Here is a 13,282-nt window from a genome sequence, read left to right as displayed (position 1 = left end):
GCTTTCGGGGATCTGTCTGGCGCGCTGGCGGATTCTATTTTGGGGCGATCATCCGGGTCGGCGCCGCGCCATTGGCATTGTGCTGGAGGATGGTCACCGGCTGGCCCTGCTGATTGAAAAACACCTGGCCGATCCCCGAGGAATTCCACAGCCGTTCTCCGGCTTGGGCATGCTCGGGTACATGGGGAATGACCTTCATGCGCCGGCGTTTGGTGAACCAGTTCAACGGTGAGCGTGGCGAATAGAGCCAGCGGTTGAGACGGTCGAACCATTCCAGCAGGGCGGCGGGGAATTCGTTCTTGATGCCGCTGCTGGTGATCTGCCAGATGCGCGGGCCGCCTTTTCGATGGCGGATCAGCACTTCGTAGACGAAGGAATAATGCACATCGCCGGAGAGAATCACGTAGCTGCCCGGGGTTCGCGAGTGGCGGAAGATGTTCAGGATCACCTGGGCCGAACCGCGATGGGCCATCCAGTTTTCCGCGTCCACCAGCAGCGGGTAGCCGCACCAGCTGAAGACCTTCTGCACCGTCTCGATCAGCTTGACGCCGAAGATCGGCGCCGGTGAAACGATGATCGCCGAGGGGTGATCCAGCAGTTCGTGTTGCAGTTCGCACAGTGCCTCCCAGTCCAGCAGGCCGGAGGGCTGGCCCAGGTTGGACTCGCTGCGCCAGCGCCGGGTGCGGGTGTCCAGCACCACCAGGGCCGGGCTGCTGGGCAAGACGTATTGCCATTGCGCAAAGCGCAGCAACTGGTCGATCAAGTCGTCCTGGGCTTGAGGCTGCAACAGGTTTTCCGGACCTTGTGGCGTGGCGCTCAAGGCCTGGGTGTGTTCCAGCAGTTGGGTGAAGGCGTCCGGGTTGTTGCCCCAGCCCTGGCACAGCAGGTAGGCCAGCAGCGCGTTGCCGATGATGCGTTTGGAGAAGGGGTGACCGTAGGCGGTTTCTTCCCACTGGGCGCTGAGGTTCCAGTCGTCGGTGATGTCGTGGTCGTCGAAGATCATCAGGCATGACAGGTGGGCGAAGACCCGCGCGGCACCCTTCAGGCCCTGGACAAAATCATCGATGCGCTGCTGTTCCCGGGTGTAGCGCGCTTGCTGTTCCGGCGTCAGTTGCGGTGGCTGCGGCGCGATCAGGGTCCAGGGCAGCGGTGACCACGCCAGCAGGTACATGGCCAGCACCTCGGCGAAGGTCACCAGGTGGTTGTCGGCATTGCTGCTGGTGAAGATCGGCTTTTTTACCCCGCCGAAAAACCGCTCGCGCAGGGTTTCATTGCTCTTCAGCGCCGGGAGCAATTCGGCCCGCTGGTAGTAGCTGGCGCCATGGCGGTACAGCGCCTGGCTGTCGGCCACCACCGCGCCCTCCAACGCTTCATCGAACAGCCCGAGGCGCTCGATCAGGGCGTGAATGGCCCGCAACATGGGCCCGGCCACATCGTCGGCGTAGATCTGGTCGCCACTCATCATCAGCAAGGCCGGGCGCTGCGCGGGCTCGGGCTGTTGCGCCAGCAGGCGGTCGACGCAGAGCAGGCCGTCGTTGGACGGGTGATGGGGCTTGCGGCAGGAGCCGTGGAGCAGGTTGTCGATGCGGCTGTGGAGCACGAACTCCGGAGTCCTGGCATCGCCATACAGCAGGTGCGGCGCCCAGTCGGCAATGGATCGGGCGCCGTCTTCGGCGTCATTGATCAACAGGTCATAGGCAATCTTCACGTCCTGGGGCAGGGCGTGGTCCAGGGGCACATCGATCAGGTGGATAAAGGCCTGGCGCCCGACGGGGATGACCTGGCATTGCTGCTGATCGAGGGGCCGTTCCAGGGCCGGGCCGCCCGTGGGTTGCAGGCGCAGGGTCAGCGGCAAGGCCCTTGAACCCACCAGCCACAGCACCAGCCGCGTTGGCTCCAGGCGGCGCAGCAGCGGGCCGGCAAGAACGGGGGGCAGGGCAGGGGCGGGCTTAGTCAGTGGCATTTGCTGCGGGGTCTCTAGCGGTTGCAAAGGGGGCGCAATGGTAGCTCAGCCGATGTCGAAGAAACGTCGGCTGTGGGGGCGGCAGCAAGGCTTTTGTATCCGATTATTTATGGGCGCTGGCTCGCAGCGTGAACCTTCATGCTCACGAAACATCTCGCGCCAAAGCCTTGATTGAACACTTCGGGTATCTCGCTAGGCTTGTACTGTCGCTGCCAATCCAGCGACCGGGCCTGAGAATCCGTGGAAACAATAGGCGCACAGGCGCCACCATGCATTAGACTGCTGGCGCTTTTTTGCGTACGCACATCTTGTTATGGCGGCTGTGCGCGGGAGGTCTTCGGGCCTGCCGGGTTTCCTATTGTCCCGGTTTCTCAGCCTGCGCACAGCTGCCACCCTTTCGCCTGAGAACGAACGTGGCAGCACTTCAAATAGGAGTGAGTTCCATGGACGTTTCGACTCAGTATCTTCACCCTACCCCTTGCACTAAGGCCCACGCCGGAGGTGCGCAATGACCATCAAGACCCTCGGCCATGTCACTTTCGCCGCCAGTGGCGAAGCCCAGCATTCGCTGTTCCGGGTCAATCCGGACGTGCCGCTGCGCGAAGCCCTGGAGCAGGTGTCGCAATTGCTGTTTCACGCCAAGCATCTGGCTCGGGACGCGGCGCTGGAGCGGGACGACCGCTATGCCTGGGCCGCTCATTATTTCAGCGAGATGGGCAAGGCGATTGTCGATGATTTGTGCCTGGGGAGCTGGCCGGCTGCCGGGGAAGGGCAGCGCGCGGGTTGAGGTGAAGCTTTAAAGGTCTGTGCAGGCGCAGGGGAGCCCGGAGGTGTGAGTTGCTCCCCGCCTGAAACTCTGTAGGAGCGAGCTTGCTCGCGATGATGCTGAGAGCGCCGCATTCTTCCCTGTGAACGCGCGTTATCGTTGACGTCCATCGCGAGCAAGCTCGCTCCTACAGGCCTCAGGCCGAGGCCTTGTGCGTTTCACCGCGTTCAATGCTCTGCGGCTGACCCTGTTCGATCACCCAGCGCAGCAGCTCGGTCACCGACACCCGGTGCTTGCGCTCGACCCATTCCATGCCTTCGGGGCTGTAGTGCTCGCTGTAGCGGGTCAGCACCAGGTAGTGCTGGTCGTCTGACAGGCGCAGGCTGACTTCGCGGCAATGCAGGCTGGCGTCGGCGAGTTTGGTCACCCGTTGCAGCAGCATCAGGGCGTGTTGATCGGAGGTGGGCAGGGGCAGATCCTGCGCGACGAGAGGGGCCGGGGCGGGGTTGATCAGGCGCATGGTCAGGGTTCTCCAGCAAGGGGAGGCCGATGCTGGCAGGCAAACCTTGCGCAAAGATGTCTGCTTTATTGCGTTGCTGAAGGTTTGTTACTGCGTTGAAATATATGACGCCGGGCGGCGAATGGTTTTAGATAACCGCTCATTCCGAGTTGAAGTGATGTCCGCTGGTGAGCCGTCTCTTGATCGTGGACGACGACATTGAAGTCCTCGCGCTGCTGAAGAAATTCTTTGTCCAACAGGGCTATCAGGTGGCCGTGGCCACCGATGGCGCGTCGCTGTGGGCGGCGCTGGAGCGCGAGGTGCCGGACCTGATCATCCTCGATCTGATGCTCCCCGGCGACAACGGCCTGACCCTGTGCCAGCGCCTGCGCCAGCAGCACGCCACGCCGGTGATCATGCTCACCGCCATGGGCGAGTTGAGCGACCGGGTGGTGGGCCTGGAGATGGGCGCCGACGATTACCTGAGCAAGCCCTTCGATGCCCGTGAGCTGCTGGCCCGGGTGCGGGCGGTGCTGCGCCGGGCCGGGGAGAGCCGGCCGGTGAGCGGCGAGGTGCCACGGCCGTTGATCAAGTTCGCCGACTGGCAGCTGGACCTGACCCGTCGCGAACTGCGCTCGCCGGACCAGGTGATGATTCCGTTGTCGGCGGGGGAATTCGACCTGCTGCTGGTGTTTGTCGAGCACCCGCAGCGCATCCTCACCCGCGAGCAGTTGCTGGACCTGGCCCGGGGCCAGGCCCATGACGCCTTCGATCGCAGCATCGATGTGCAGGTCAGCCGTCTGCGGCGCAAGCTGGAGTTCGACACCAAGCGCCCGGCGATGATTCGCACCGTGCGCAACGGCGGCTACCTGTTCACCCCCAGCGTGACCCGCCAGTGAAGCTGATCAAGCCCCTGTGGCGCTATCGCCTGCGCGACACCGTGGCGCGCTGGATCGCCCTGACCATCATCATGGCCATGCTCACCGCCCTGGCGTTCAATGCGTTGTTCGTGCAATTGGCCGGGGTATGGGCTTATCCACCGCTGGCGGAAACCGGGTTGCTGGAAAAGTCCGCGGCCATCGTGCGCATGATCGAAGCCTCGGAGCCGGGCCAGCGCTCGCGGCTGGCGGCGTCGGTCAGCAATGATCACTTGAGCATCGTCTGGCAGGCCACGCGCGAAGGCCTGGATCTGCCTTTGCTGGAAGACTCGGAATACCGCGATGGCTCCGAAGCGTTTCGCGCCTTGCTCGGCCCGCCGCAGCGGCATATCGAGGCCTATCAGCCCAGCGACTGGCGAAGCGATAAAGGCCGCTATGCGTTGTTGGTGCAGTTGAGCGACCAAAGCTGGCTGATGTTTTCCTCGGCGTCGCGCAGTTGGGGCCTGGAGGAGGGCACGCGCAACCTGATCGTGATCGCCCTGGTGCTGATCTCCACTGGCCTGGTGGCCTTGATCGCCACGCGCCGGCTGGCCAAGCCGCTGCAGCAGTTCGCCCAGGGCGCGCGGCGCTTTGCCGTGGACTTTCGCGCGCCGCCCATCGATCCGGTGGGCCCCCATGAGATCCGCCAGGCCATCCTCGCTTTCAACGCCATGCAGGCGCAGTTGCAGCACTTCATCAAGGACCGCACCCAGATGCTCGCGGCCATTTCCCATGACCTGCGCACGCCGCTGACCCGCATGCGCCTGCGCGGCGAGTTCATTGAGGACGCCGATCAGCAGCAGCGCCTGTTTCGTGATGTGGACGAAATGCAGGCCATGATCAATTCGGCCCTGGAGTTCTTTCGCGACGATGCGCGGCTGGAACAGGCCACCCATTTCGATCTGGCCGAGCTGCTGCAGACCCTGGTGGACGATTATCGCGACCAGTCCATGGAAATCCTTTTTAGCGGGCCGCCGCGCCTGGTGTATTGCGGCCGGCCCCTGGGGCTCAAGCGGGTGATGACCAACCTGCTGGATAACGCGATCAAGTACGGGGGCGAGCCGGCCATCGTGCTGGAGCAGGGCGCCGATCAACTGCGGGTGCGGGTGCTGGACCGTGGCCCGGGAATCCCGCCCGAGGCCTTGGAGCAGGTATTTGCGCCGTTCTACCGGCTGGAGAGTTCGCGCAACAAGAGCACCGGTGGCGTGGGACTGGGGCTGTCGGCGGCGCGGGCCATCGTTCGCGAGCATGGCGGCGAGTTGCGTCTGTTCAACCGTGACGGCGGTGGCTTGGAAGCGCGGGTGGAGTTGCCGCTGTAGCCGCTGGCGCAGCCTGCGACAAGGCCCGAAGGGCCTTGCGAAGCCCTTCGAGCGCCCTGGCCGGCCGATCCCGGCCTGGGCTCAGTGATCCGTTGCGGCTCAGGACCAGTCGAAGCTGAACAGCACCAGGCCTTCCACCGGTTCGTAGAGCATCACCACCCGGTCGGCGCCGCTGATGCCGTAGTGGTAGGCCGGCACGCTGAGCACGTGCTGAAAGCGCCGGCCCGCCGGGCTCAGGGGCCAGATATTGCAGCTGTCGTCCGACTCTTCGACGTCCATGGGGAACTCCACGGTTTCCACCCAGTTGCCGTAGCCCTCGGCCACACCGCCCATTTCCTCGATATAGGTCAGGCGCTCCTTGTCGTTCTTGGGCCAGGTCAGGTAGCCCAGTTCCTGATGGCGCTGGCGCGCGGTGAGGTAGGCGGCGTGCTGCTTGCGGTAGTGGTGTTGCAGGTTGGCGCGCTGGTTACGCCGGGATTCGGGCAACTCGGCGTTGTCGCCGTGGAGGAAGAAATAGCGTGGACTGCCGCACAGGCGATAGCGGCCGTTCTCGATCTTGAAGCCGATCCAGTTGGTTTTCAGCAGCTCGCTGCCGAATTCGTAATCGTCGGTCAATTCGCCCACCAGCCCCTCGTCGGGCTCGATAGGGCTCAGCAGATGCAGGCGGCCGGACCACTCGGGATTGATCAGGCTGGCGTCGAAGGACAGCAGCGGTAGCAGGTGTTCGGCCAGCTCCTGCTGGTCGGCGACGAACAGCTCGCGGGCGTCGGGGTAGGCGATGGCGCCTTCAGGTAGTTGGGTCAGGTTCGGGGCGGCAACTGTGGGCATGGAGCAATCCTTTGAGGAATGGGCCGGTGCTCGGGGCAAGCGGCACTGGGGTCAGGTGTGGCGATGGCGAAAGTGACCGGGGGTGATGCCGACGACTTTCTTGAAGGCGCGGGTCATGTGGCTCTGATCGAAGAAGCCACAGTGGATCGAGGCTTCGCTGAGGCTTGTGCCGCTGCGCAACAGGCTCTGGACCCGGGCGATGCGGCGTTGGATCTGATAGCTGTGGGGCGAGATGCCCAGGCTGTTCTTGAATACCCGGATCATGTACAGCGGTTCCAGGTTCACCTGGGCTGCCAGTTGTTCCAGGGGGATGTTCTGCTCGCAGTGCTCGTCCAGGCGCTGGCGGATACGCTGCACCGCCACCCGCTCATTGGCATCACGGGTCGACAGGCGCACCCCGTTTCTCTGGAACAGCTGCTCCAGCAGTTCCAGCAGGATGGTTTCGCGCTCAAGGGGGCTGTCGGCCTGTTCGATCAGTTGATGCTGCGCCAGGAACCATCGCGCGAACGCCGGATCTTCGCCCAGCACTTCGCGGAACAGGTGGATGTGTTCGCTGCCGAAGCGGTTACCGAAGACCGCCTGGTTCAGCCACTGCGGGTCGATGTACAGCATGCGATAGACCCAGCCCTGGTCGCAGGCCTGGACCCCGTCGTGGATTTCGCCGGGGCTGATGGTCACCACGCAGCCCTGGGTCGCCAGGTGGTGGCTGCCGCGATAGAAGAGTTTTTCCACGCCGCCGCTGATGACGCCTAGGGCATAGCGGTCATGGCTGTGACGGCCAAACGACTGCCGACTGTAGCGGGCCGCCAGCAGCTCGCAGTCACCTTCCGGAATGCGCCAGAAGCGGGAGAAATCCTCGGGCGGTGTTGGGGGGCGGTTCTGGTGGGCATCCATTCCATGTCCAGTTTTGTGCAATACGCAGAGATTGCCGGCCGCTAAATTTACCACTCCTTGAATCCTGCGAGCTAGACGCGATGAGTGTGATGAAACTGGTGATCGGCGACTACAAGAAGTCCTCCTGGTCATTGCGGGCCTGGTTGGTCCTGGTCACTGCGGATGTGCCCTTTGAGCTCATCCAGATCAAGTTGGAGGCGCCGCAGACCGGCGAGCGAATCCTTGCCTATTCAGCGTCGGGCAAGGTGCCGGTGCTGTTGCAGGACGACCTGTCGATCAACGACAGCCTGGCGATCTGTGAATACGTTGCGGAACACTGGCCCCAGGCTCAGCTATGGCCTGCGGATGCCGGACTCAAGGCACTGGCGCGCTCGGCCTGCGCCGAAATGCATGCCGGTTTCATTCAGTTGCGCACCCAACTGCCGTTCGGGGTCAACCGCGACGAGCCTGCCCAGGTGTTGAGCCAGGCGGCCGAGGCCGAGATCCAGCGGGTGTTTTCGATCTGGCGCCAGTTGCTGGCCAGGAGCCAATCCGAGGCGTTCCTGTGCGGAACCTTTGGGGTGGTGGATGCCATGTTTGCGCCGGTGCTGTTGCGCTTCATGCGCTATGGCATCGCCATTCCCGAGGATCTGAAACCCTACGCCGATGCGGTGTTGCTGCACCCTCCGGTGTTGCTGTGGCTGAAACTGGCGATGCAGGAAACTTGAATGTGCAGCGAGCAAGGCAACTGCAAGGTCAATCAGGGTGGGGAAATCTATGTCGAGCAATAGAGCGGTAGTGGAGCTGACCCTGGGGGGGCTGATGCTCAGCCTGTCGGCCCTGGCGGTGGCCTTTGCCCATATCGGCGCGGGCGGGGCGGGCTTCTACCGCATGCTGTTCGCTTCGATCCTGTTCTTTGTGCTGCTCAAGGTGCGCCGCATCCCGGTGCGGCTCAAGAGTGCCAAGGCTAGGCTGTACACGGCCCTGGCCGGGGTGTTCCTGGCCATCGACCTGGTGCTCTGGCACCAGAGCATCTACATCGTCGGCCCGGGTATCGGCTCGATCCTGACCAACTGCCAGGTGTTCTTCATGACCCTGCTGGGCCTTTATCTGCTCAAGGAAAAGCCTTCGCTCTACTTTTTGATCTCCATCACCCTGGCGTTTGTCGGACTGTATCTGTTGCTGCTGCCGGAAATGAGCAGTGCTCTGGGTATCAAGGGCGTGGTGTATGGCGTGCTGTCGGGCTTGGCTTACGCCGTCTGTGTGTATTTCCTCAAGGTCAACACGCAGTTGCCTGACGGCGGTGGCGACAAGATCGCACAGATGCTCAACCTGAGCCTGTGGGCCGCGCTGGTGCTGCTGGCCTACGCCCTGGCCATGGGAGAAAGCCTGGCCATCGTTGATGGGCAGACCTTGGTGATGCTGATCATCTATGGGGTGATGGTGCAGTTCGTGGGCTGGCTATTGGTCAACCGCTCCATCGGTGCCATCAGCCTCGGACTGGCGGGATTGATCCTGTTGCTGGAGCCGGTGATCACCTACTTCGTCGACGTGGCGTTTCTCGGCAAGGCCAGCTCGGCGTTGCAGATCGCTGGCGCGTTGCTGACGATCTTTGCCGTGTACATCGGTTCGATCAAACCGCCGGTCAAGGTGACACCGGTGACCGAGGCCGCTTGAGGCCCCGATCTGATGCAGCGTTCTGATTCAGCGTTGTGCTGAACCTTTACTGCGCCCAGACCCGCCTGTCTGTGCGCAGTTTTTTTACCTGCCCGTCAGGCCGACAGGGCCAGTTTTGTAGCGCCGGCGTCTGTCGCAGCCTGGGCCTGGGTGCGCTCGTCCTCTTCCAGCCCCCGGGAGGCGCGGCCGACCAGCAGTGGGTCCGGGGCGTGGGCGACTTTCAGGTCCTTGCCCGGGTAGTCCAGTTCATGCAGGAAATGGCGGATGCAGTTGATCCGCGCGCGTTTCTTGTCGTCGGACTTGATCACCGTCCACGGTGCATCGGCGGTGTCGGTGTGGAAGAACATCGCCTGCTTGGCGGCGGTGTATTCGTCCCACTTGTCCAGGGACTTGATGTCGATGGGCGAGAGCTTCCAGTGCTTGAGCGGGTCGTCCCGGCGCGAGATGAAGCGCCGCAACTGTTCTTCGCGGTTCACCGAGAACCAGAACTTGAACATCAGGATGCCGCTGTTGCACAGCATGCGTTCCAGCTCCGGGGTCTGGCGCATGAACTCCAGGTATTGCAGGGGCGAGCAGAACTCCATCACGCGCTCCACCCCGGCGCGGTTGTACCAGGAGCGGTCGAAGAAGACCATTTCCCCGGCGGTGGGCAAATGCTGGATGTAGCGCTGGAAATACCACTGGCCCTTTTCCTGTTCCGAGGGCTTTTCCAGGGCCACGATCCGCGCGCCACGGGGGTTGAGGTGTTCCATGAAGCGCTTGATGGTGCCGCCTTTACCGGCCGCATCACGGCCTTCGAACAGCACCACGATGCGCTGCCCGGTTTCCTTGACCCAGCTCTGCACCTTGAGCAGCTCGATCTGCAGCTCGTTCTTGGCCTTTTCGTACTCGGCGCGGCGCATGCGGTTGCGATACGGATAGTTGCCCGGCAGCGCAGCGGACACGCTGTCCTCATTGGAACCGCGAGGCGCGCTGGCCACTTGCAGGGCCATGGGCTTCTGGCTGATGGCACTGATTTCGGCTTCGGCGGCTTTCACCGGGGCGGCCTTGGTGGTCCGGGGGCGGCGTGGGCGCGGCGTGGCGGCTTTGCGTGGAGCGGCCTTGGTGCTGGCGGGGCTGGTGCTGGCCGGGGCCTTTTGCACCGGGGCGGGAGGCAGGGGCAGGGCGGTGGATTCTTCACTCATGGGAGGGGCCTGTAGTTGCGTTCAATGTCCTCCGGTCATTTTTAGGGTTGGGGGGCTAGGGGCCGTTGATCTCGATCAAGTTTGCAATAAGGAAAAGTCGGTAGTCAGTTGAGATTTTTTCTGGCGATAGCTTCGGATTTATCTGTGGGACTGGAATGCCTGGACAGCGCAGCGTAATGCGACGGTCGGGTGGCGTCGGACAACCAGAGGCAAGCCTGGAAGATGGGGGAATCAGGAGCTGATCCAGACTGAACAAACCAGGTGTCTTTGTATCCCGCAGTTCGCTGAATAGCTCAGGGTACAAGCCGGGATACACAGGTTTCTGGTCGATGCCGGGCGAAAAGTCAGGCACAAAAAAACCGGCTCAAGTGGCCGGTTTCTTTGGGTTCAAGACGTATTGAGCAACGTCTTGAGATATGTGCTTGGTGCCCCGAGGGAGACTCGAACTCCCACTTCTTGCGAAAACGGATTTTGAATCCGCCGCGTCTACCAATTCCGCCATCAGGGCTCAATGGCGGCGAAGTATAGAGAGGCGGTTACCGTTGGTCAATCGGCTTTCGTGGTCAATTTTTAGTTATTCCGCTAAACTTTCCGGCCCTGCTAGACGAACCCCATCATGCGCGTTGCTGACTTTACCTTCGAGCTTCCTGATTCGCTGATCGCCCGCCATCCATTGGCCGAGCGTCGCGGCAGCCGTCTGTTGACCCTGGATGGGCCAACCGGCGCCTTGGCCCACCGTCAATTCACCGATCTGCTGGAGCATTTGCGCCCTGGCGATCTGATGGTGTTCAACAATACCCGGGTGATTCCGGCCCGTCTGTTCGGCCAGAAGGCCTCCGGCGGCAAGCTGGAGATCCTCATTGAGCGGGTGCTGGACAGCCATCGTGTGCTGGCCCATGTGCGCTCCAGCAAGTCGCCCAAGCCGGGGTCGAAGATCCTGATCGAGGGCGGTGGCGAGGCCGAGATGCTGGCTCGCCACGACACGCTGTTCGAGCTGGGCTTCGCCGAGGAGGCGCTGCCGCTGTTGGACCGGGTCGGGCACATGCCGTTGCCTCCTTATATAGACCGCCCGGACGAAGGCGCCGATCGCGAGCGCTATCAGACCGTGTACGCCCAGCGCCTGGGCGCCGTGGCAGCGCCGACCGCGGGGCTGCATTTCGACCAGCCGCTGCTGGAGGCGATAGCTGCCAAGGGTGTGGAGACGGCGTTCGTGACCCTGCATGTCGGTGCCGGGACCTTCCAGCCGGTGCGGGTCGAGCGCATCGAAGATCACCATATGCATCGCGAGTGGCTGGAAGTCGGCCAGGACGTGGTGGATGCAGTGGCCGCGTGCCGGGCTCGCGGCGGCCGGGTGGTGGCGGTGGGTACCACCAGCGTGCGCTCCCTGGAAAGCGCCGCCCGCGATGGCGTGCTCAAGCCGTTCAGCGGCGACACCGACATCTTTATCTACCCGGGCCGGCCGTTCCATGTGGTCGATGCCCTGGTGACCAACTTCCACCTGCCGGAATCCACGCTGTTGATGCTGGTTTCGGCGTTCGCCGGTTATCCAGAGACCATGGCCGCCTATCGCGCCGCGGTGGAAAATGGGTACCGCTTTTTCAGCTACGGTGATGCGATGTTCATCACCCGTAATCCCGCGCCGACCGCTCCCAAGGATCCGGCCCCCGAGGAAACTGTATGAGTCGCACTTGTCGTATGTCCTTCGAGCTTCTGGCCACTGATGGCAAGGCTCGTCGCGGTCGCCTGACCTTCCCCCGCGGTACGGTGGAAACCCCGGCCTTCATGCCGGTGGGCACCTACGGCACGGTCAAGGGCATGTTGCCGCGGGATATCGTCGCCACTGGCGCCGAGATCATTCTCGGCAACACCTTCCACCTGTGGCTGCGCCCAGGCACGGAAGTGATCAAGGCCCATGGCGACTTGCATGATTTCATGCAGTGGAACGGTCCGATTCTCACTGACTCCGGTGGTTTCCAGGTGTTCAGCCTGGGCGCCATGCGCAAGATCAAGGAAGAGGGCGTGACCTTCGCCTCGCCGGTGGACGGCGCCAAGGTGTTCATGGGCCCGGAAGAGTCGATGCAAGTGCAGCGCGACCTGGGTTCGGACATCGTGATGATCTTCGACGAATGCACGCCGTACCCGGCCGATGAGGACGTGGCGCGGATCTCCATGGAGCTGTCCCTGCGCTGGGCTCAGCGCTCGAAGAACGCCCACGGCGACAACACTGCGGCGCTGTTCGGCATCGTCCAGGGCGGCATGCACCAGGACCTGCGCATGCGTTCTCTGGAAGGCCTGGACAAGATTGGCTTCGACGGCCTGGCCATCGGCGGTCTGTCGGTGGGCGAGCCCAAGCATGAAATGATCAAGGTGCTGGACTACCTGCCGGGCCAGATGCCTGCCGACAAACCTCGTTACCTTATGGGAGTTGGCAAGCCGGAAGATCTGGTTGAGGGTGTGCGCCGCGGTGTGGACATGTTCGATTGCGTGATGCCAACCCGCAATGCCCGCAATGGGCATCTGTTCATCGATACAGGCGTGCTGAAAATCCGTAACGCGTTCCATCGCCATGATGATTCGCCGCTGGACCCAACTTGTGATTGCTACACCTGCCAGAACTTCTCCCGTGCCTATCTGCATCACTTGGACAAGTGCGGGGAAATGCTCGGGAGTATGCTCAATACCATCCATAATTTGCGCCATTACCAGCGTCTTATGGCTGGTTTGCGCGAGGCTATTCAACAAGGTACATTGGCCGCCTTTGTCGATTCCTTCTATGCCAAACGCGGGTTACCCGTGCCGCCTTTAGAGTAAGTTCTAAAGACGTTAAGCCACCAATTCTGCAATTATCGGAGTGTTAAATGAGCTTTTTGATCCCTGCCGCGTATGCGGACGCCGCTGCACCTGCTGCTGCCGGTCCTGCTGGCACTGGTTTCGAGTGGATTTTCCTGATCGGCTTCCTGGCTATCTTCTATCTGATGATCTGGCGCCCACAGGCCAAGCGCGCCAAAGAGCAGAAAAACCTGCTGAGCAACCTGCAGAAAGGCGACGAAGTTGTGACCACTGGCGGTATCGCCGGCAAGATCAACAAAGTGACCGACGACTTCGTGGTTCTGGAAGTGTCGGACTCCGTTGAGCTGAAGTTCCAGAAGGGCGCGATCGCTGCCACGCTGCCAAAAGGCACGCTGAAAGCGATCTAAGTTTCATCTTTTACCAATCGACGGGGCGCGCAAGGCGCCCCGCGTCATAAACGGGCGGC

At 62.5% G+C, this 13,282-nt stretch carries 13 protein-coding genes and 1 tRNA gene; 8 read left to right on the top strand and 6 right to left on the bottom strand.

Features of this window, described 5'->3' with window-relative positions:
- Positions 1–34: 34 nt before the first annotated feature.
- Positions 35–1,963, bottom strand: a complete 1,929-nt coding sequence (locus GWQ44_RS25045; protein ID WP_275928483.1) for an alkaline phosphatase D family protein — start codon at positions 1,961–1,963, stop codon at positions 35–37.
- Positions 1,964–2,471: 508 nt separating this feature from the next.
- Between GWQ44_RS25045 and GWQ44_RS25040 the strand changes: the two genes are divergently transcribed.
- Positions 2,472–2,750 carry a DUF3077 domain-containing protein gene (locus GWQ44_RS25040; protein WP_016968356.1) on the top strand — a complete coding sequence of 93 codons (279 nt, stop codon included), beginning with the start codon at positions 2,472–2,474 and terminating at the stop codon, positions 2,748–2,750.
- Between the two features lie 175 nt (positions 2,751–2,925).
- Here GWQ44_RS25040 and GWQ44_RS25035 read toward each other — a convergent pair whose 3' ends face one another.
- Positions 2,926–3,249, bottom strand: a complete 324-nt coding sequence (locus GWQ44_RS25035) for a hypothetical protein (RefSeq protein WP_275928482.1) — start codon at positions 3,247–3,249, stop codon at positions 2,926–2,928.
- 167 nt (positions 3,250–3,416) lie between these two features.
- Here GWQ44_RS25035 and GWQ44_RS25030 point away from each other — a divergent pair, with 167 nt between their 5' ends.
- Both GWQ44_RS25030 and GWQ44_RS25025 read left to right on the top strand, forming a co-directional pair.
- The gene (locus GWQ44_RS25030) at positions 3,417–4,127 is read left to right on the top strand and encodes a response regulator (RefSeq protein WP_047305971.1); all 711 of its coding nucleotides are present in this window, start codon (positions 3,417–3,419) and stop codon (positions 4,125–4,127) included.
- A complete protein-coding gene (locus tag GWQ44_RS25025; protein ID WP_016968353.1) occupies positions 4,124–5,464 on the top strand; it encodes an ATP-binding protein in 1,341 nt (446 codons plus the stop codon). Before GWQ44_RS25030 ends, GWQ44_RS25025 begins: the two co-directional genes overlap by 4 nt.
- A gap of 99 nt (positions 5,465–5,563) precedes the next feature.
- Here GWQ44_RS25025 and GWQ44_RS25020 read toward each other — a convergent pair whose 3' ends face one another.
- Both GWQ44_RS25020 and GWQ44_RS25015 read right to left on the bottom strand, forming a co-directional pair.
- Positions 5,564–6,292 (bottom strand): hypothetical protein, encoded by a 729-nt coding sequence (locus tag GWQ44_RS25020; RefSeq protein WP_016968352.1) that lies wholly within the window; start codon positions 6,290–6,292, stop codon positions 5,564–5,566.
- A 51-nt stretch (positions 6,293–6,343) separates the two neighbouring features.
- Positions 6,344–7,186 (bottom strand): AraC family transcriptional regulator, encoded by an 843-nt coding sequence (locus GWQ44_RS25015; protein WP_103741911.1) that lies wholly within the window; start codon positions 7,184–7,186, stop codon positions 6,344–6,346.
- Between the two features lie 80 nt (positions 7,187–7,266).
- Between GWQ44_RS25015 and GWQ44_RS25010 the strand changes: the two genes are divergently transcribed.
- Together GWQ44_RS25010 and GWQ44_RS25005 are read left to right on the top strand one after the other, a co-directional pair.
- Entirely contained in the window at positions 7,267–7,893 is a 627-nt protein-coding gene (locus GWQ44_RS25010; protein ID WP_275928481.1) for a glutathione S-transferase family protein, read from the top strand.
- A 49-nt stretch (positions 7,894–7,942) separates the two neighbouring features.
- A complete protein-coding gene (locus tag GWQ44_RS25005) occupies positions 7,943–8,842 on the top strand; it encodes a DMT family transporter (protein ID WP_047305969.1) in 900 nt (299 codons plus the stop codon).
- 95 nt (positions 8,843–8,937) lie between these two features.
- Here the strand turns inward: GWQ44_RS25005 and ppk2 are convergent, their stop codons facing one another.
- The gene (gene ppk2 / locus GWQ44_RS25000; protein ID WP_179602084.1) at positions 8,938–9,834 is read right to left on the bottom strand and encodes a polyphosphate kinase 2; all 897 of its coding nucleotides are present in this window, start codon (positions 9,832–9,834) and stop codon (positions 8,938–8,940) included.
- Between the two features lie 615 nt (positions 9,835–10,449).
- Positions 10,450–10,534: transfer RNA gene (locus GWQ44_RS24995), tRNA-Leu, on the bottom strand.
- A gap of 108 nt (positions 10,535–10,642) precedes the next feature.
- On the opposite strand from GWQ44_RS24995, the gene queA reads away from it, so the two are divergent.
- Genes queA through yajC form a run of 3 tightly spaced genes read left to right on the top strand, consistent with a single transcriptional unit; the run spans position 10,643 to position 13,223 of the window.
- Positions 10,643–11,707 carry a tRNA preQ1(34) S-adenosylmethionine ribosyltransferase-isomerase QueA gene (gene queA / locus GWQ44_RS24990; protein WP_275928480.1) on the top strand — a complete coding sequence of 355 codons (1,065 nt, stop codon included), beginning with the start codon at positions 10,643–10,645 and terminating at the stop codon, positions 11,705–11,707.
- 14 nt (positions 11,708–11,721) lie between these two features.
- Positions 11,722–12,837 carry a tRNA guanosine(34) transglycosylase Tgt gene (gene tgt / locus GWQ44_RS24985; RefSeq protein ID WP_161799191.1) on the top strand — a complete coding sequence of 372 codons (1,116 nt, stop codon included), beginning with the start codon at positions 11,722–11,724 and terminating at the stop codon, positions 12,835–12,837.
- Between the two features lie 47 nt (positions 12,838–12,884).
- Complete coding sequence (gene yajC, locus GWQ44_RS24980; protein WP_016968346.1) at positions 12,885–13,223, top strand: preprotein translocase subunit YajC; 339 nt, start codon at positions 12,885–12,887, stop codon at positions 13,221–13,223.
- The last annotated feature ends 59 nt before the right edge of the window (positions 13,224–13,282 follow it).

The sequence above is a fragment of the Pseudomonas sp. 3MA1 genome, from assembly GCF_029237275.1.
Lineage (GTDB): Bacteria > Pseudomonadota > Gammaproteobacteria > Pseudomonadales > Pseudomonadaceae > Aquipseudomonas > Aquipseudomonas fluorescens_AP.
The sequence above is the reverse complement of the archived record's forward strand: the minus strand, read 5'-3'. Positions and strand labels throughout refer to the sequence as shown.

Bases quoted from the DNA above. Each gene is read 5' to 3' on its own strand.
- GWQ44_RS25045 (WP_275928483.1), bottom strand. From the start codon at position 1,963: ATGCCACTGACTAAGCCCGCCCCTGCCCTGCCCCCCGTTCTTGCCGGC.
- GWQ44_RS25035 (WP_275928482.1), bottom strand. From the start codon at position 3,249: ATGCGCCTGATCAACCCCGCCCCGGCCCCTCTCGTCGCGCAGGATCTG.
- GWQ44_RS25005 (WP_047305969.1), top strand. From the start codon at position 7,943: ATGTCGAGCAATAGAGCGGTAGTGGAGCTGACCCTGGGGGGGCTGATG.
- GWQ44_RS25015 (WP_103741911.1), bottom strand. From the start codon at position 7,186: ATGGATGCCCACCAGAACCGCCCCCCAACACCGCCCGAGGATTTCTCC.
- yajC (WP_016968346.1), top strand. From the start codon at position 12,885: ATGAGCTTTTTGATCCCTGCCGCGTATGCGGACGCCGCTGCACCTGCT.
- GWQ44_RS25010 (WP_275928481.1), top strand. From the start codon at position 7,267: ATGAGTGTGATGAAACTGGTGATCGGCGACTACAAGAAGTCCTCCTGG.
- GWQ44_RS25040 (WP_016968356.1), top strand. From the start codon at position 2,472: ATGACCATCAAGACCCTCGGCCATGTCACTTTCGCCGCCAGTGGCGAA.
- ppk2 (WP_179602084.1), bottom strand. From the start codon at position 9,834: ATGGCCCTGCAAGTGGCCAGCGCGCCTCGCGGTTCCAATGAGGACAGC.
- tgt (WP_161799191.1), top strand. From the start codon at position 11,722: ATGTCCTTCGAGCTTCTGGCCACTGATGGCAAGGCTCGTCGCGGTCGC.
- GWQ44_RS25020 (WP_016968352.1), bottom strand. From the start codon at position 6,292: ATGCCCACAGTTGCCGCCCCGAACCTGACCCAACTACCTGAAGGCGCC.
- queA (WP_275928480.1), top strand. From the start codon at position 10,643: ATGCGCGTTGCTGACTTTACCTTCGAGCTTCCTGATTCGCTGATCGCC.